Annotated in this window: 17 protein-coding genes, 1 tRNA gene and 1 pseudogene; 9 read left to right on the top strand and 10 right to left on the bottom strand. The window is 72.7% G+C overall.

From position 1 onward, the window contains the following. Positions 1 to 16: 16 nt before the first annotated feature. Positions 17 to 403, bottom strand: coding sequence for an ArsR/SmtB family transcription factor (locus E7Z53_RS12745; RefSeq protein WP_017832018.1), 387 nt, complete (start codon positions 401 to 403; stop codon positions 17 to 19). Between the two features lie 84 nt (positions 404 to 487). On the opposite strand from E7Z53_RS12745, the gene arsB reads away from it, so the two are divergent. The 3 genes and pseudogenes from arsB to E7Z53_RS20390 all read left to right on the top strand — a co-directional run bounded on the left by arsB (position 488) and on the right by E7Z53_RS20390 (position 2,441). Continuing rightward, the gene (gene arsB, locus E7Z53_RS12740) at positions 488 to 1,579 is read left to right on the top strand and encodes an ACR3 family arsenite efflux transporter (protein WP_109222215.1); all 1,092 of its coding nucleotides are present in this window, start codon (positions 488 to 490) and stop codon (positions 1,577 to 1,579) included. After that, positions 1,557 to 1,994 (top strand): annotated as a pseudogene (locus E7Z53_RS20395) (arsenate-mycothiol transferase ArsC); the annotation flags it as partial. The gene arsB and the pseudogene E7Z53_RS20395, both read left to right, overlap by 23 nt. 18 nt (positions 1,995 to 2,012) lie before the next feature. Continuing rightward, entirely contained in the window at positions 2,013 to 2,441 is a 429-nt protein-coding gene (locus tag E7Z53_RS20390) for an arsenate reductase ArsC (RefSeq protein ID WP_255219573.1), read from the top strand. A gap of 28 nt (positions 2,442 to 2,469) precedes the next feature. On the opposite strand, the gene E7Z53_RS12730 is transcribed toward E7Z53_RS20390, so the two are convergent. After that, the gene (locus E7Z53_RS12730) at positions 2,470 to 3,618 is read right to left on the bottom strand and encodes an FUSC family protein (RefSeq protein WP_017832015.1); all 1,149 of its coding nucleotides are present in this window, start codon (positions 3,616 to 3,618) and stop codon (positions 2,470 to 2,472) included. A gap of 303 nt (positions 3,619 to 3,921) precedes the next feature. On the opposite strand from E7Z53_RS12730, the gene pstS (E7Z53_RS12725) reads away from it, so the two are divergent. From pstS (E7Z53_RS12725) to pstB, 4 genes are all read left to right on the top strand, one after another. Then, on the top strand, positions 3,922 to 5,037 hold the full coding sequence (gene pstS / locus E7Z53_RS12725; RefSeq protein ID WP_035926066.1) for a phosphate ABC transporter substrate-binding protein PstS: 1,116 nt from the start codon (positions 3,922 to 3,924) through the stop codon (positions 5,035 to 5,037). Between the two features lie 175 nt (positions 5,038 to 5,212). Continuing rightward, a complete protein-coding gene (pstC, locus tag E7Z53_RS12720) occupies positions 5,213 to 6,148 on the top strand; it encodes a phosphate ABC transporter permease subunit PstC (RefSeq protein ID WP_017832013.1) in 936 nt (311 codons plus the stop codon). Then, positions 6,148 to 7,281 (top strand): phosphate ABC transporter permease PstA, encoded by a 1,134-nt coding sequence (gene pstA / locus E7Z53_RS12715; RefSeq protein ID WP_017832012.1) that lies wholly within the window; start codon positions 6,148 to 6,150, stop codon positions 7,279 to 7,281. Before pstC ends, pstA begins: the two co-directional genes overlap by 1 nt. Positions 7,282 to 7,338: 57 nt before the next feature. Further along, the gene (pstB, locus tag E7Z53_RS12710; protein ID WP_095650878.1) at positions 7,339 to 8,118 is read left to right on the top strand and encodes a phosphate ABC transporter ATP-binding protein PstB; all 780 of its coding nucleotides are present in this window, start codon (positions 7,339 to 7,341) and stop codon (positions 8,116 to 8,118) included. A gap of 139 nt (positions 8,119 to 8,257) precedes the next feature. Here pstB and E7Z53_RS12705 read toward each other — a convergent pair whose 3' ends face one another. The 4 genes from E7Z53_RS12705 to glsA all read right to left on the bottom strand — a co-directional run bounded on the left by E7Z53_RS12705 (position 8,258) and on the right by glsA (position 12,744). Then, entirely contained in the window at positions 8,258 to 9,274 is a 1,017-nt protein-coding gene (locus E7Z53_RS12705; protein WP_176337915.1) for an inorganic phosphate transporter, read from the bottom strand. A gap of 4 nt (positions 9,275 to 9,278) precedes the next feature. Beyond that, a complete protein-coding gene (locus E7Z53_RS12700) occupies positions 9,279 to 9,893 on the bottom strand; it encodes a DUF47 domain-containing protein (RefSeq protein WP_095650880.1) in 615 nt (204 codons plus the stop codon). A 291-nt stretch (positions 9,894 to 10,184) separates the two neighbouring features. Beyond that, positions 10,185 to 10,829: a hypothetical protein gene (locus tag E7Z53_RS12695; RefSeq protein WP_017832008.1), complete on the bottom strand. Its 645-nt coding sequence runs from the start codon at positions 10,827 to 10,829 to the stop codon at positions 10,185 to 10,187. 43 nt (positions 10,830 to 10,872) lie between these two features. Beyond that, positions 10,873 to 12,744: a glutaminase A gene (gene glsA, locus E7Z53_RS20810; protein ID WP_017832007.1), complete on the bottom strand. Its 1,872-nt coding sequence runs from the start codon at positions 12,742 to 12,744 to the stop codon at positions 10,873 to 10,875. A 134-nt stretch (positions 12,745 to 12,878) separates the two neighbouring features. Here glsA and E7Z53_RS12685 point away from each other — a divergent pair. After that, positions 12,879 to 12,951, top strand: a tRNA-Lys gene (locus E7Z53_RS12685). A 108-nt stretch (positions 12,952 to 13,059) separates the two neighbouring features. Here the strand turns inward: E7Z53_RS12685 and E7Z53_RS12680 are convergent. Both E7Z53_RS12680 and E7Z53_RS12675 read right to left on the bottom strand, forming a co-directional pair. After that, on the bottom strand, positions 13,060 to 13,344 hold the full coding sequence (locus tag E7Z53_RS12680; protein ID WP_035926082.1) for a hypothetical protein: 285 nt from the start codon (positions 13,342 to 13,344) through the stop codon (positions 13,060 to 13,062). A 165-nt stretch (positions 13,345 to 13,509) separates the two neighbouring features. Beyond that, positions 13,510 to 13,764: a hypothetical protein gene (locus E7Z53_RS12675; RefSeq protein WP_017832005.1), complete on the bottom strand. Its 255-nt coding sequence runs from the start codon at positions 13,762 to 13,764 to the stop codon at positions 13,510 to 13,512. 162 nt (positions 13,765 to 13,926) lie between these two features. Between E7Z53_RS12675 and E7Z53_RS12670 the strand changes: the two genes are divergently transcribed. Next, positions 13,927 to 14,151, top strand: a complete 225-nt coding sequence (locus E7Z53_RS12670) for a hypothetical protein (protein ID WP_017832004.1) — start codon at positions 13,927 to 13,929, stop codon at positions 14,149 to 14,151. Here the strand turns inward: E7Z53_RS12670 and E7Z53_RS12665 are convergent. Together E7Z53_RS12665 and pstS (E7Z53_RS12660) are read right to left on the bottom strand one after the other, a co-directional pair. Next, positions 14,148 to 15,230: an ArsO family NAD(P)H-dependent flavin-containing monooxygenase gene (locus tag E7Z53_RS12665; protein WP_176337914.1), complete on the bottom strand. Its 1,083-nt coding sequence runs from the start codon at positions 15,228 to 15,230 to the stop codon at positions 14,148 to 14,150. The genes E7Z53_RS12670 and E7Z53_RS12665 overlap by 4 nt on opposite strands. 23 nt (positions 15,231 to 15,253) lie before the next feature. Further along, the gene (pstS, locus tag E7Z53_RS12660; protein ID WP_052132873.1) at positions 15,254 to 16,402 is read right to left on the bottom strand and encodes a phosphate ABC transporter substrate-binding protein PstS; all 1,149 of its coding nucleotides are present in this window, start codon (positions 16,400 to 16,402) and stop codon (positions 15,254 to 15,256) included. Between the last annotated feature and the right edge of the window lie 33 nt (positions 16,403 to 16,435).

Raw genomic sequence — 16,435 nt, 5'->3', positions numbered from 1 at the left:
AAGCGCCGCGGCCGGCTCAGCGCAGGTCGAGGAAGGCGCGCAGCTCCGCGAACGCCCCGGGCACCACGGAGTAGTGCGCCCACTTGCCGCGCTGCTCGCGGGTGAGCAGGCCGGCCTCGACCAGCTTCTTCATGTGGTGGCTGACCGTGGGCTGGCTGATGCCGAGGTCGTCCGTGAGGCTGCAGACGCACACGGTGTCGCAGCCCTGGGCGGCCACGTGGGAGAGCAGGCGCAGCCGGGTGGGGTCGGCCAGGGCCTTGAGCAGGCCCGCCACGCGCCGGGCGTCGTCGTGACCCATGGGCCCGCCCGAGAGCGAGCAGCACTCCGTGGCCGGCGCGCCGGGGGCGCACCGGTCGGCGGTCCCGGCGTCGGCCGTGCTGTCGAGGTCCGGAGCGGGAGTCATCCCCCCATCCTACATTGACGGGCGTCGATGTGACCCGTACTGTGCGGGATAGATGCCCGTCGATGTGAAGAGGTTCGCCCGCCCATGAGCACCACCACCGCCTCCGCTGCCTCCCACGGGGTGATGAAGGACCTGTCCTTCCTCGACCGCTGGCTGCCCGCCTGGATCATCGCGGCCATGGTCGCCGGCCTGCTGCTCGGTCGCTTCGTCCCGGGCTTGAACACCGCCCTGGAGGCCGTGCGGATCGGCGAGGTGTCGCTGCCCATCGCGATCGGGCTGCTGGTGATGATGTACCCGGTGCTGGCCAAGGTCCGCTACGACGAGACCCACCGCGTGGCCGGCGACAAGCGCCTGATGGGGGCGTCCCTGGTGCTGAACTGGATCGTCGGGCCGGCGCTGATGTTCGCCCTGGCCTGGATCTTCCTGCCTGACCTGCCCGAGTACCGCACGGGGCTGATCATCGTGGGCCTGGCCCGCTGCATCGCGATGGTGCTGATCTGGAACGACCTCGCCTGCGGGGACCGGGAGGCCGCCGCCGTGCTGGTGGCGGTCAACTCCGTGTTCCAGGTCATCGCCTTCGGCGCCCTGGGCTGGTTCTACCTCCAGGTCCTCCCGGCCTGGCTGGGCCTGGCCACCACCTCGGCCGAGTTCTCGGTGTGGTCGATCGTGCTGAGCGTCCTGGTGTTCCTCGGGATCCCGCTGGTCGCCGGGTTCCTCACCCGCACCCTGGGCGAGAAGGCCAGGGGCCGGGAGTGGTACGAGACCACGTTCCTGCCCAAGCTCGGTCCCTGGGCCCTGTACGGGCTGCTGTTCACCATCGTGCTGCTCTTCGCCCTGCAGGGTGACGCCATCACCTCCAACCCCTGGGACGTGGCCCGGATCGCCCTGCCCCTGGTCGTCTACTTCTTCCTCATGTTCGGGGTGGCCCTGCTGGCCTCCCGGGCGCTGGGACTGAACTACGCGAAGTCCACCACCGTGGCGTTCACCGCCGCCGGCAACAACTTCGAGCTCGCCATCGCCGTGGCCATCGGCACCTTCGGAGTCACCTCCGGACAGGCCCTGGCGGGCGTGGTCGGCCCCCTCATCGAGGTGCCCGTGCTCGTCGCGCTGGTCTACGTGTCCCTGTGGGTGGGCCGGAAGCTCTTCCCCGGCGATGCCACCGTCCCCACCCGCTGACCCCCAGATCCAGGAGCAACCGTTGAGCGAGACCACCCAGCCCTCCGTCCTGTTCGTGTGCGCCAAGAACGGCGGCAAGTCCCAGATGGCCGCCGCCCTCATGGAACACCACGCCCGTGGGGCGGTAGAGGTCCACTCCGCCGGCACGAAGCCCGGCAGCAAGATCAACGCCCTGTCCGCCGAGGTGGTCGCCGAGGTCGGTGCGGACATGTCCTCCGGAACGCCGAAGCTCATCGACCCCGAGCTGCTGCGCCGGGTCGACCGGGTGGTCGTACTGGGCGATGAGGCGAGGGTCGAGCCGGTCGAGGGGATGACCGGAACGATCGAGACCTGGCACACCGACGAGCCCTCCGTCCGCGGCATCGAGGGCGCGGAGCGGATGCGCCTGGTCCGCGACGACATCGACACCCGGGTCCGGCGGCTGCTGGACGAGCTGACCGCGGAGCGCACGGACCGGCCCAGTGTCCTGTTCGTGTGCGTGCACAACGCCGGGCGCTCGCAGATGGCCGCCGCCTACCTCAGCCACCTCTCCCGGGGGCGCATCGAGGTGCGCTCGGCCGGCTCCGCGCCGGCGGACTCCGTGAACCCGGCCGCCGTGGCGGCGATGGCCGAGGAGGGCATCGAGATGAGCGCCGAGACCCCCAAGGTCCTCACCGACGAGGCCGTGCAGGACTCCGACGTGGTCATCACCATGGGCTGCGGGGACGCGTGCCCGTTCTACCCGGGCAAGCGGTACGAGGACTGGGCGCTGGCGGACCCGGCGGGGAAGGGCGTGGAGTCCGTGCGCCCCATCCGGGACGAGATCAGGGCCCGGATCCAGCAGCTGATCGCGGAGCTCCTGCCCGGCGAGACCGCCGGCTGAGGGGCCTCGGGGCCGAGACCGTCCCGGCTCAGGCGCGGTCCCAGCCCTCGAGCCGGGGGAGCTGGTCCCGCGCCTCGTCGTGGGTCATCCCGGCCGCCTCCAGCAGGTCCACGACCATCGGGCGCATGTCCAGCACCAGGGTCTCGCCCTCCATGGTGCGCACCCCCATCTGCCCGGGGTGCAGGCGCCCGGCCACGTTCGCCAGCTCGTTGCGGGCCTGGCGAAGGTAGCTCTCCCGGGAGCCGGGGGAGGCCACCGCGAGCGCGTTGCCCAGGGTGACGACGGCGTCCGCGAGGTCCTCGAGGGCGGCGCTCATGGCGGCCACGGCCTCGTCGGAGAGCGTCACGTGGTTGAGCACGGAGGCGAGGCGGCGGGTGAGCACCCGGGCGTTGCGCACGGCGAGGTCCAGGTAGCGGATGGAGTGGGCGATCCCCTCGACCTCCGCGCGGCGGCCGCGGTAGAGCGGCGAGGCCGTGGCGATCTCGAGGGCCGACTTCAGTCCGGACGTCACCGAGTCCACCAGCGGCTGGGTCTGCCGGGCACGCACGAGGGCGTGCCAGGCGGCGGTGGCGTCGTAGTCCTCCATGGCCCGGCTCGCCTCCCGGAGCACCCCGGAGAACTCGTCGACGAGCGCCCGCAGGCCCTGGCGCGGCTGGCTCCGCGGGTCCGTGGGCACGAAGTAGGCCATGGCCAGGGCGCACAGCCCGCCCACGACCGCGTCCGTGGACCGCGCGAAGACCCCGTCCTGGGACGGCGGCAGCAGGACCACGAGCACCGACTGCAGCCCCATCTGGGTGGTGAACAGCGTGCCGTTGTCCAGGAAGCGGGCGAGCAGGATCGAGGTCATCAGGACCACGCCGGCCTGCCAGACGCCCGTGCCCAGGACGTGGATCAGCGTGTCCCCCACGGCGATGCCGAGGGTGCAGCCGATCGAGACCTCGAGGACCCGCCGGTAGCGCAGCCCGTCCTTCGCGAAGCCCAGGGCCACGAGGGCCGCGGTGGCCGCGAAGATGGGCCCGGAGTGGCCCAGCAGCTGCTCCGCGATCACGTAGGCGCCGACGCTGGCGACCGTGATCTGGAAGCTCTGGAGCAGCCCCGTCCGGACCCGCGTCACACCGATCCGGGTGCGGCTGCGCACCGCGCGGGCCGCGGCTCGCGCACGGTTGCCTGGCTGCATGGGGCCATCCTAGGCGAGCAGCACGGGACCGCCGGTGCGGGGGGCCGGAGCCCCCGCACCGGGCCGGGATCGGGTGGGCGCGGTGTGAGATGTGCAACGACGGCACGGCTGCGGGGGGCGGTGTTCACCCTCCGTTCACCTTCACGGGCCAATCTGGCCACCTGCGCTCCCTAGCGTCTCTCGGTGAGAGGTCCGCGGCCCGCCCGCAGATCCACCTCTCGCACCGGCCCGGAACTCTGCCGGCGCCACATCGAACGACGGCCCCTCGACGGGGCACCACTGTGATCTGAAGGGGCTACTCAAGTGAAGGTTTCCCACCTCGGCCGTTCCGCAGCCGTTCTCGCCATCGGCTCGCTGGCGCTCACCGCGTGCGGTTCGGACAACGCCACGGGCGAAGGCTCCGGCTCCACCGAGACCTCGGCCGCCGGCGCCGGCGTCTCCGGCACGCTGACGGGTATCGGCGCGTCCTCGCAGCAGGCGGCCATGACCGCGTGGCAGAACGGCTTCCAGGAGGCCAACCCCGAGGCCACGGTGCAGTACTCCCCGGACGGCTCGGGTGCCGGCCGCGAGGCCTTCACCGCCGGCGGGGCGGACTTCGCGGGCTCCGACGCCTACCTCGACGACGAGGAGTACGAGGCGTCGAAGGAGGTCTGCGGCCCCGACGGCGGCTTCCACGTCCCGGCCTACATCTCCCCGATCGCGGTGGCCTTCAACCTGCCCGGCGTCGACACCGTGAACATGGACGGCGAGACCATCGCCCAGGTCTTCACCGGCGAGATCACCGAGTGGAACGACCCGGCGATCGCCGAGCAGAACCCCGACGCGGAGCTGCCGGAGACCCCGATCACCGTGGTGCACCGCAACGACGAGTCCGGCACCACCGAGAACTTCCAGGAGTACCTGGCCGCGGCCGCCCCCGGGGTGTGGACCGAGGAGGTCTCCGGCAACTGGCCGTCCCAGTGGGCCGCGGAGAACAACAAGGGCACCGCCGGAGTGGTCCAGTCCACCACCGCCACCGAGGGCGCCATCACCTACGCGGACGCCTCCGCCGTGGGCGACCTCGGCACCGTGGCCGTGGGCGTCGGCGAGGAGTATGTGAACTACTCCCCGGAGGCCGCCTCCGCCGCCGTCGAGAACTCCTCCCCGGTCGAGGGCCGCGCCGAGTACGACATGGCGATGGACCTGGAGCGCGACACCACCGAGTCCGGGACCTACCCGATCGTGCTCGTGTCCTACGAGATCTTCTGCCCGCAGTACGATTCCCAGGAGACCGCTGACCTCGCGAAGGCGTTCGGCGAGTACGTCATCAGCGAGGAGGGGCAGCAGGCGGCGTCCGAGGCCGCCGGTTCCGCTCCCATGTCCGAGAGCCTGCGCACCGCCGCGCAGGAGGCGATCGACCAGATCACGGTCGCCGGCTGATCCAGTTCTGCTGGTCCCGTTCGGTGCGGGCCCGGGCCCTTCCGCCCGTGCCCGCGCCGAACGGGACATTCGTGTGTGAGGCGCCTTCCCCGTGAGGCGCGTCACCGGACCCACGCGCCGGGGCACCACCCCGTCCCGGCGCCATCCGTGTCAGGCAATCGAAGGGGCACCCGACATGTCCACCACCGTCACCACCAGGAAGACCGCCGCCGGCGGCAAGGCGGGCGACTCGATCTTCTCCGGGCTCAGCCTCGGGGCCGGCGTGCTGATCCTCGCCGTCCTGGCGGCCGTGGCGCTGTTCCTGTTCCTGCAGGCGCTGCCCACCTTCCAGGCCCCGGCCGAGGAGATCTCCGGCGGGGCCGGCTTCTGGTCCTACATCTGGCCGATGGTCATCGGCACGGTGATCGCGGCCGTGATCGCCCTGGTGATCGCCACCCCGATCGGCGTGCTGGTGGCCCTGTACATCTCGCACTACGCGCCGGCACGGATCGCCAAGCCCGTGGGCTACGTCATCGACCTGCTGGCGGCGATCCCGTCGGTGATCTACGGAGCCTGGGGCACCACGGTCCTGGCCTCCTCGGTGGTGCCCTTCTACGACTGGCTCTCGACCAACCTCGGGTTCGTCCCGATCTTCGGCGGCCCCGCGTCCCAGACCGGCAAGACCATGCTCACGGCCGGGATCGTGCTGGCCATCATGATCCTGCCGATCATCACGGCGATGTCCCGGGAGCTGTTCGTGCAGACCCCGAAGCTCCACGAGGAGGCGGCGCTGGCCCTCGGCGCCACCCGGTGGGAGATGATCCGGATGACGGTGCTGCCCTTCGCCCGCCCCGGCATCATCTCCGCGGTGATGCTCGCCCTGGGGCGCGCGCTGGGTGAGACCATGGCGGTGGCCCTGGTGCTCTCGAGCGGACCGCTCACCGCGTCCCTCGTTCAGTCCGGCAACCAGACCATCGCGGCGGAGATCGCCCTCAACTTCCCGGAGGCCTACGGCCTGCGGCTGTCCGAGCTCATCGCCGCCGGACTGATCCTCTTCGTGATCACCCTGGTCGTGAACATGATCGCCCGCGCCATCGTCGCCCGCTACAAGGAATTCTCGGGAGCCAACTGATGTCCTCCACCGCCTTCCGCAGTCCCACGCCCGTGCGCCCGTCCTCGCCCCGCCGGTCGATGCTCACCCGCAACCAGAAGCCGAAGTGGCTGGTGCCCGTGATCGGTGCCGGCGCCGTGGTGGTGGGCGCCGCCCTCGCGGCGCTCCTGGGCTTCTCCACGGCCCTCTGGGCCGTTCTCGCCGCCGCGGTCTTCCTGGTCGCCGCGCCGATCGTCGTCTCGATGATCGAGGGCGGGCGCAAGGGCGCGGACTCCCTGATGACCTACCTCGTCTACACGGCCTTCGTCCTCGCGGTGATCCCGCTGATCTCCGTGATCTGGACGGTGCTCGCCAACGGGCTCCCCGGGCTGACCTCCAACCTGCTGCTGACGTCCATGAACGGTGTCACCGGCGCCACGGACAACGCCGCGGCCGCCGGGGACGGCCCGGTGCTGGGCGGTGCGTACCACGCGATCGTGGGCACCGTGTCCATCACCTTCTGGGCCACCCTGCTGTCGGTCCCGATCGGCCTGCTGACGGCCATCTACCTCGTGGAGTACTCGCGGGGCGGCTGGCTGGGGCGGGGCATCACGTTCTTCGTGGACGTCATGACGGGCATCCCCTCCATCGTGGCCGGCCTGTTCGCCGCGGCCCTCTTCGGCCTCCTGTTCGGCCCGTCCACCCGCTTCGGCTTCGTCGCGGCGGTCGCGCTGACCGTGCTGATGATCCCCACGGTCGTGAAGAACACCGAGGAGATGCTGAAGATCGTCCCCAACGAGCTCCGCGAGGCCGCCTACGCCCTGGGCGTGCGCAAGTGGCGGACGATCCTCAAGGTGGTCATCCCCACGGCGATCTCCGGGATCGCCTCCGGCGTGACCCTGGCGATCGCCCGGGTCATCGGGGAGACCGCTCCGCTGCTCGTCACCGCCGGCTTCGCGACCGCCATCAACTGGAACTCGTTCTCCGGGTGGATGACCACGCTGCCCACGTTCATCTACTACCAGATCATGACGCCCACGTCCCCGACGAGCCCGGACCCCTCGCAGCAGCGGGCGTGGGCCGCGGCGCTGCTGCTGATCCTGATCGTGATGCTGCTCAACCTCGTCGCCCGACTGGTCGCGAGGGCGTTCGCCCCCAAGGTCGCCGGCCGCTGACGCGCCCCGCACCCCGATCCCGCACGCACCCCTGCGAGAAAGAAGCAAGGAACACACATGTCCAAGCGAATCGACGTCGACCACCTCAATGTCTACTACGGCGACTTCCTGGCCGTCGAGGACGTCGGCATGGGGATCGACGCCCGGTCGGTGACCGCGTTCATCGGCCCGTCCGGCTGCGGCAAGTCGACCTTCCTGCGCACCCTCAACCGCATGCACGAGGTCATTCCCGGCGCCCGCGCCGAGGGCCAGGTGCTCCTCGACGGGGAGGACCTCTACGGCCCCGGCGTGGACCCCGTGGTGGTGCGCTCCATGATCGGGATGGTCTTCCAGCGCCCCAACCCGTTCCCCACCATGTCCATCCGCGACAACGTGCTCGCGGGCGTGAAGCTCAACAGCAAGCGGATCTCGCGCGGTGACGCCGACGCGCTCGTGGAGAGCTCCCTGCAGGGCGCCAACCTGTGGAACGAGGTCAAGGACCGCCTCGACAAGCCCGGCTCGAGCCTCTCCGGCGGCCAGCAGCAGCGCCTGTGCATCGCCCGGGCGATCGCGGTCAAGCCGGACGTGATCCTCATGGACGAGCCGGCCTCCGCCCTGGACCCGATCTCCACGCTCGCGATCGAGGACCTGATCAACGAGCTCAAGCAGGACTACACCGTGGTGATCGTGACCCACAACATGCAGCAGGCCGCGCGGATCTCGGACCGGACCGCGTTCTTCAACATCCAGGGCACCGGCAAGCCGGGCAAGCTCATCGAGTACGGCCCCACCTCCGAGATCTTCAGCAACCCCCGGGAGAAGCAGACGGAGGACTACGTCTCCGGCCGCTTCGGCTGAGCCGCCCCGGCACCGACGACGACGGGCGCCGGTCACCTCCGCGGAGGCGCCCGGCGCCCGTCGTCGTCGGTGCGTCCGCCCCGGCAGGCAATGCTCCGGGGCCGGCGGCCCGGGGCCCGCGGCGGCGCCGCCGCGGCGTCTAGAGCAGCGGTGAGAGGGCGAGCAGGAGCGTCCCGGAGAGCACGCCGCAGGCCGGGACGGTGAGGACCCACACCACCAGGACCCGCCGCACCACCCGGACGTTGACCGTGTGGAAGCGCTGCTGCCGTCCCGCGCCCAGGATCGCGGCGGCCGTGGTCTGGGACGTGGACATCGGCACGGGGATCAGCGTCCCGCCCAGGAACAGCAGGGACCCGGCCACGCCCTGGGCCACCGCGCCGCGGAACGGGTCGATCGTGATCATCCGGGAGGACAGGGTGTAGGCGATCCGCCAGGCCCCGAACAGGGTGCCCACGGCCAGTCCGGTCGCCACGAGCAGGAACAGCCAGGGGCCGGCCCCGCCCGCCAGCGGGTCCTGGAGGCCGGCGCACAGCAGCAGCGTGGCGAGGACCCAGACGGCTCGGCGGCCGTGGTGGATGCCGTGCCCGAAGGAGACGGCCGCCGCCCCGATGGCCAGGACGAGCCGGGAGCGGAACGTGGTGGCGTCCGGCTCCGAGTGCCGCAGCAGGTGCAGCAGGGGGACCACGAGCACCCAGGCCGCGGCGTAGGCGACCAGCGGCGCCAGCACCAGGGGCACGACGACCTGGTAGAAGGCCGTGGCCGTGAGCGGGTCCACCGCCGGGAGCCCCACGGCGCGGGCGCCCAGCAGGGCGCCGAGCAGCCCGCCGGCCAGTGCCGTGGTCGAGGAGCTGGGCATGCCCCACCGCCACGTGAGCAGGTTCCAGCCGATCGTGGTCACCAGGGCGCAGACGATCGTCGCGGAGCCCACCACGCTGTGCGGCACGGGGACGCCCGTGATGACCCAGTCCGCGAGCAGGTACGCGGCGGCCCACACGCCGGCGACGTTGACGAGGGCGGTGAACACCAGGCCCACCCGGGGCGTGAGCGCGCGGAAGCGCACCGGCAGGGCGAGGGCGTTGGGGGCGTCGTGGAAACCGTTGACGACGGTGTGGGTTACGGCCAGGGCGATCCCGAGGACGGTCAGGGCCGTCAGCACGGGCTCAGGACTCCGCCACGACGATGCGGCCCACCTCGGTCGAGACCCGCACCAGGGCCCGGGCGGCCCCGGCGAAGCGCCGGACGGCGCGCTCGCGCCGCATCGCGGGGATCGCCTTGTGGTTCTCGAGCAGGTGGCCCATGTGCAGCTGGTAGATGCGCTCGGACTGCTTGCCCAGCCGGAGCATCTCGTACCAGTAGTCGTCCAGGCCCTGGAGGCTGCCGAGGTCGCGCATCGCCCGGGTGGTCAGCTCGGACATCCGCTCGATCACCCCGAGCTGGTCCGTGGCGTAGGAGGGCGGCCGGCTGAGGGCGTAGGCGACGTGCGCCTCCGCGACCGCCAGCAGCTCCTCCGCGGCCTTGTTGAGCCAGTGGCCCAGGATGTAGACGTCCTGCCGGGGGATGGGGATCACGAACGTGGAGCGCACCGTGGTCATCACGGAGAAGTACAGGTCGGTGGAGCGGGCCTCGCACTCGCGGATCGCGTCGAGGGTCGCGGTGTCCGTCTCGGGGGAGCCCATCAGCTCGGACAGGAGCCGCACGGTCTCCGTCACCTGTCCCGACATGTCGGCCAGCAGGTCCAGGACCAGCTCGTCCTCCGGGAAGATGCGAAGCGCCATGTGTTGACCGTCCTGGGCGTCGTGACCTGCGCCGCGGAGCACGGCGGATCCCACTGTACATGGGGCCGCCGGGCGGCCCGGGGGCGGCCCGTGGTCCCGGAAGGAGGAGGGGGCGGTGCCGGACCGGGAGCGCCTCTCGGCGGAAGGCCGCTCGTGGCGGCTATGTGATGGAGCCCGGGGCTGCCGCGGCCCGGCACCTGGGTTCCATGGTAGTCGACGTGCTCGTGGGGCCAAGTCCTGCGGCTGTGGGCTCCCGCACGGCGGGACCTCCGCACGCCCGGACGGCGGGGCTCAGTCGAGGTGGCCGCGGCGCCACTGGTGCGCCGCGGCCTCGAGCTCCTCCGCGGTCCGCTCGAGCCGCTGGGTGAGGGCCACGGTGCTCGGCGCCCGGGCCGCGTCCGGGTCCACGACCGGCATCTGCCCGGTGTCCGCCAGCCGGATCCGGCCGAGGGCGATCACGCGGCAGAAGGCCGCGAACCGGTCCAGGGCGACGTCGAACTCCCCGTTGAACGCGCCGGAGAGGATCGCGTCCGCCATCGAGGTGATCTCGTCCGCCCCGGGGGGCTCCGCGACGCCGGCCACCACGTGCGAGACCTGCGCGGTGCCCCGTCCCGCCGTGAAGTAGCGGCCCATCCGCACCGGGTCCTTGCGCACCCCCGCCCGCAGGGCGTAGAGCCGCCAGAGGGCCCCGGGCAGGGACACCGCCGGGGCCTCGGCCCACATCTCGGCGATCCCCTCCAGGCCCTGCTCGTCGGTCAGCTCGATGAGCCGCCGGCTGATCTCGGGATCGTCGCTGGCGCGCCCGCGGGAGACCAGGGCGTGGGCGGCGAGGTGGGCCGCCTCGGACACGCGGGCCGGGTCGGGGCCGCCCTCGTGCGCTTCGAACTGCTCCGGGGAGAACTTCACCGGCTTGTGGTGGCGGGGCGCGTCGCTCATGCGTCCAGCGTACGGCCGTGGCCCGCGGCGGGCCACGGAGCGCTCACCAGTCGCTGGTCGAGGCGTGCACCGCCGCGTCCCGCCACTGCTGGTCGGTCTGCTCGAAGCCGTCCCGGGCCAGCGCCTTCCACAGCCGCAGCCCCAGGGCGGGCTCCTCCTGCTCGAGCTCCGCGAGAGCCTGCGGGAGCAGCACCCGCGCGGTGACGTCGGTGACGGCGCTCAGGGTCGCGTGCTGCTTGTTCCCGGTGCCGAGGGCCAGCTCCCCGAAGCTCATCCCCGGGCCGAGGACCTGCAGCTCGATCCGCTCGCCGGTGGGCGTGCGCAGGGACATCGACACGCTGCCGCTGACGATGAGGTGGATGCCGGCGAAGTTCTGCCCCGTGCGCAGGATGTTCTCCCCGGCCGCCCACGTCCGCTCGACGGTCCGGGCGCGGAGGTCCCGGGCGTCCTCGGGGTCCAGCCGGGAGAACAGCTCGGACTCCACGGGCTTCACCCGGGACGGGGTGCACTCCGGGCCGCCGTGCTCCTCGAGCAGCCGGTCCTCGACCCACTTGATGGCCGCGGCCCGGCTGGGGAACACCTCGAGCGGCGGTTCGCCCCCGAAGGAGCCGGCGAAGCCCGGGTCCGTGGCCACCGCCACCACGGTGCGGCCCGCCGCCTGCAGCTCGGCCCGGGTCTTGGCCAGGAGCGGCATCGCGTACTCCGCGATCACGTCCACCCGGCGCATGTCCACCACCACGTACGAGGCCTCGTAGGCGACGTCGCGGACGGTGCGGATCGCGGTCTCCGTGCCCGTGAACAGCAGGTCGCCCTGGAGCTCCACGACGACGGCGTCCTTGCCGTGGTCGGCCAGCACCGCCTCGGCCTCGGCGTTGCGGCGGACCAGGGAGGGGGACTGGTCGATCGGGTAGCTGGCGCGCACCGTGGAGCGGGCCACGCGGGCGGTGTGGGTGAAGTGCAGGTCGAGGTCCTGGGAGAGCCGCTCGCAGGCGAGCACCCCGCGCACGCTGTTGCCGTGCCGGTCCAGCGCAGGGGAGAAGGTCGCCACGGCCAGCTCCCCGGGCAGGACGGCGATGATGCCGCCGCCCACCCCTGACTTCGCGGGCAGGCCCACCCGGACCATCCACTCGCCGGCGTCGTCGTACATGCCGCAGGAGCTCATCACGGACAGCACCCGGGAGACCGTGTCGACGTCGAAGACCTCGTCCCCGGTCAGCGGGTTGGTGCCGCCGTTGGCGAGGGTCGCGCCCATCAGGGCGAGGTCGCGGCACGTGATCAGCACCGAGCACTGGGCGAAGTAGTCCTCGAGGGCCTGGGTCGGGTCCCCCTCGATGATCCCGGCGGAGGCCAGGAGGTAGCCGAGGGCGCGGTTGCGGTCCCCGGCGGCGTGCTCCTGGGCGAGGACCTCGGGACTGATCGCCAGGTCCCGGCCCGCGCACCGCGAGTAGGCCTCGCGGATCCGGTCCCGGCGCAGGTCGCGGTCGCTGTCGGGGACGAGCCACGTGGAGGCGATCGCACCGGCGTTGATCATCGGGTTGGCGGGGCGCCCCGTGCCGGGCTGGAGGGAGATCTCGTTGTAGGCGTCCCCGCTCGGCTCCACGTCCATCTTCGCGTGCACCGCCTCCGCCCCGAGGTCGGACACGGCGAGCGCGTAGGTGAACGCCTTGGAGATCGACTGGATGCTGAACTCGTCCCGGGTGCTGCCGGCCTCGTACACGTGGCCGTCCGCGGTGGCGATGACGACGCCGAAGCGCTCGGTGTCGGCCTGGGCCAGGGCGGGGATGGAGGAGCTGGGCTCGCCGCCGCGGACGTCCCGCAGCTGCTCCACCACCTGCTCGAGGTACTCGGTGACGGCCGACGGACCGAAGAGCTCCGTCTCCGTGCGTGCTTCTTCCTCGGTGCTCGGGTGCGGCACGGTCGGTCCTCCGGTCGAATCGGCATGGGTGGCACGGGACTGCCCACCACTCTAGGCGTCCGGCTCCCGGGGGGACCGTGCGGTAGAGTGGTGCCCGCTCCGGACCGGCCGCCCCGCGCTCGCCGGTGGAGCACGGGCCTCTAGCTCAGCTGGTAGAGCAGTGGACTTTTAATCCATGGGTCGTGGGTTCGAGCCCCACGGGGCCCACCCGCGACAGAACCCCATCGCTCCCGGTGCGCCCGGGGCCGGTGGGGTTCTCTGCTCCCCCGCGGCGGGCGACCCGGTGCGCGGGGGCGCCCGGCGGCGCCGGTGGTGCTACCGGTCGAGCAGGGCGAGGGCCTCGCCGATGCGGTCGTGCAGGGCCCTGGCCTGCTCCACGGTCCACGCCTCGTGGCCGATGTGCAGGACGAGCCCGTCACGGTGGGCGTAGGAGCCGTCCGCGGTGGTGATGACCTCCCAGGTCTCCAGGAGCGCGACCGCCGACGGGCCGGCGAGGGACCGGGCGGGCAGCTCCCGCGAGTTGGTGACCGTCTCGGGGTCGGTCAGCTCCTGATGGGTGGCCCAGCGGGGGCGGGGAACGAGAGCGGTGTTCTCGTACATGGGGGAACCTTCCAGGGAGAGGGGGTATGCCCATGTTTATGCATGTGAGAGCCCGGGGGCACCCGTGGCCCGCGCGTGTCGCCGAGGGATCGAGGTGTGGACATCCGTCGGCATCCCCTGCACTTTTGTCCGGCCGGACGCCGGCGTCCTCCCGCCCGGGCCGTGCTACGGCCCGTCGAGCTGCTCGGAGGGAGTGGGGACCGACTCGGGGCCGGGCGGGTCCGGGGCCGGAGCCGCGGACCCGGTGCCCGGATCCGTGGGCAGGCCGTCGGGCGTCGGGGTCGGCGTGGCGGTGACCGGGGGAGGAGGACTGAAGGAGGTGGGGGAGGCACCGGGGGTGCTCGCCACCTCCTCCGGCCGGTCGTCGCACCCGGTCAGCGTCAGCGCGAGCAGGGCCACGGCGGGAACGGTGCGGCGCATCGGGGGAGCCTCTCTGTCGGGGACCTCTCCACGGTAGCCCGACGGCCCGCAGTGTCGGGGGAAGGGCGGCGGATGACGTTCCCGGACCGGAGCCCCGCAGGACGCACCCGTCCGGGATGTGCGAGGATCCGGGGACCAGGACGCCGACCGGCAGGAGCCGCCATGTCCGAGCGAAGCAGCGAGCGCACCGCGCTGATCCTGCTCTCCGCGACCGCGGTGCTGCTGCTCGCGGGCCAGCTGCTCACCTGGTCCTCGGAGGACGGGGTGTTCAGCGCCTTCGTGTTCGTGCTACTGCTGCTCTGGGCCGGGGTGATCGCCGTCCGGGTGGTCCGCTTCGTCCGGCGCGACCGGCGACCGGAGGACCTCGGACCCGACGACCCGGTCTAGGGGGCGGCCGCGCGCTGGTCCCGGCCGCCGGCGAGCCGCTTCCGCACCGCCGCGACCGTGTCCCGCGCCGAGCGGCCGACACCGACGAGGGTTGCCGATCCCGGACCCGTCCAGTCCCCGTACCCCACGAGGTACAGGCCGGGCACCCGGGTGGAGGCCGTTCCCTCGGTGCGGATCCGCCCGTCGTCCTCCCGCAGGTGCAGGGGCCGCAGGTGCCGGAGGGCCGGGCGGAACCCGGTGCACCACACGACGGCGTCCACGGGCTGCTCCCGGCCGTCCGTCATGACCACGCCGTGCGCGGTGAAGCGCGTGAACATCGGCCGGGGGTCGAGCACCCCGGCGTCGCGGGCGCGGCGCACGGAGGGAACGGCCACCACGTCGCCGAGGCTCGCCACCCCGCCGGGATCCGGCCGGCCCGCGGCGAGGGCCTGCGCGCGCAGCGTGGCCACGCGGAACAGCTCGCGCCCGTCGACCTCGTCGGGGAGGTAGCGGGGCGGGGCGTTGGTGCACCACGTCAGCTCGCACACCTCGGCGAGCTCGGCGGCGATCTGCGCCCCCGAGTTCGCCCCGCCGACCACGAGCACGCGGCGGCCGCGGTACCGCGCCGGCCCCTCGTAGTGGGCGCTGTGCACCTGCTCGCCGCGGTACTCCCGCTGCCCGGGGAGGGCAGGCCGGAACGGCTGCGACCACGTGCCGGTGGCGCTCACGACGGCGCGCGCCCGCAGCTCGCCGTCGTCCGTCACCAGGCGGAACCCCGCCCCGTCACGGTGCACGGCCCGCACCCGGACCGGTCGCCGGACGGGCAGCCCGTAGCGCTCCTCGTACCGGTACAGGTAGTCGACCACGTGCGCGGCGTCCGGGGCCGCCCCGGCCGTGTCCGGCATCGGGTGCCCGGGCAGGGACGAGTACGCGGCGGGGGAGAACAGCCGCAGCGACGGCCAGACGTGCCGCCACGCCCCGCCCGGCGCCTCCTGCTCGTCGAGGAGCGCGAAGGACAGGCCGGTGCGCCGGAGGTGGTAGCCCACGGCCAGTCCGGCCTGCCCGGCGCCCACCACGGCGACGTCGAGGACCTCGCCCACGTCCGTGCTCCCGTCCCGGCCGGTCAGCGGAGGGTGATCGAGTCGAGGGCGGCCTGTGCCTCGGCGGTCAGGTTCTCCGGCAGCGGGGCGCTCTTGACGGCCTCCGAGGAGGCCTGCTGGCCCTCCTCGCTGACCACGTAGTGCCCGAACTCCTTGGCCAGCTCGAGGACCTCCGGGTCCCCGTAGCTGCTGCAGTAGATGTGGTAGGAGACGAGGACCACCGGATAGGCCCCGGGCGCGTCCGGCTCGCGGTCCAGCTCGAGGGCGATGTCGTGCCGGCCGGTGCCCTCCACCCGGGAGGCCTCGCCGACCGCGGTGCCGGCCGCCTCGCCGGACACGGCCACGTACTCGGAGCCCACCTTCACCCGGGCCTTGCCGAGGGAGTCGTCCACGAGCGAGTCGTCCGCGTAGGTGACGGCGCCCTCGGTCTCGGCCGTGAGGCTCACCACCCCGGCGTTGCCCTGGGAGCGCTCCGTGGGCAGCCCCGCCGGCCAGCCGCCGTCCTCCTCGTCCGTCCACACCTCGGGGACCACCGAGTGCAGGTAGTCGGTGAAGTTCTCGGTCGTCCCCGAGTCGTCCGCGCGGGCGATGGGCGTGATCGGCAGGTCGGGCAGCTCCACGCCGGAGTTCTGGGCGGCGATGGCCGGGTCGTCCCACCGGGTGATCTCGTGGCGGAAGATGCCCGCGATGGTCGCGGCGTCGAGGTCGAGCTCCTGGATGCCGGGGAGGTTGAAGGCCACGCTGATCGGGGAGATGTAGACGGGGATGTTCAGGGCGCCACCGGGGCCGCAGAAGTCCCGGACCTCGGCCTGCTCCTCCTCGTCCAGGTAGGCGTCCGAGCCGGCGAAGTCGGTGCCGCCCCCCACGAGCGCGCTGCGCCCCGCCCCGGAACCCGCGGAGAGGTACTGCACCTGCGCGTCCGGGTGCATCGACTCGAAGCCGCTCCGCCACGTCAGCATGGCGGCGTTCTGCGCCGAGGAGCCCACCCCGGTGAGGATCCCGGACAGGTCCGAGCCGCCCTCCTCCGCGGCGCGGCGCTGCTCCTCGCCGAGGGGGTAGTCCGAGCCGCACCCGGTCAGCGCCGCCAGGGCCAGGACCAGGGCCGGGGCCGCGCCGGCCCGCAGCGCACGGCCGGTCCTGTTCCGTCGGCGCGGTCGCGAAGCGTTGAGCATGGGGAGGTCTCCTCGAGGGCGGTCAGGTGGGGC

It is taken from the genome of Kocuria salina (assembly GCF_013368965.1).
In the GTDB taxonomy this organism is placed as follows: Bacteria; Actinomycetota; Actinomycetes; order Actinomycetales; family Micrococcaceae; genus Kocuria; species Kocuria rosea.
This window is presented reverse-complemented; position numbering and strand designations above follow the sequence as displayed.